Raw genomic sequence first — 246 nt, forward strand, 5'->3', positions numbered from 1 at the left:
TTCACCAGCGGTGGACCGGCCAGAAAAATCGTGCCCTGATTGCGCACGATCACCGTCTCGTCGCTCATGGCGGGCACATAGGCGCCGCCCGCCGTGCACGACCCCATGACCACGGCGACCTGCGGAATGCCCGCAGCCGACATCTGCGCCTGATTATAGAAAATGCGTCCGAAATGGTCGCGGTCCGGGAACACCTCATCCTGATTGGGCAGATTGGCCCCACCGGAATCGACCAGATAAATGCAG

At 61.4% G+C, this 246-nt stretch carries 1 protein-coding gene; it reads right to left on the minus strand.

Annotated elements, in window-relative coordinates; genetic code table 11:
* Window positions 1-246 (minus strand): carboxyl transferase domain-containing protein (locus tag SB822_RS59710; RefSeq protein WP_410859459.1); only part of this gene is annotated, 246 nt, incomplete at both ends.

It is taken from the genome of Paraburkholderia sp. SIMBA_054 (genome assembly GCF_046534875.1).
GTDB lineage: Bacteria > Pseudomonadota > Gammaproteobacteria > Burkholderiales > Burkholderiaceae > Paraburkholderia > Paraburkholderia hospita.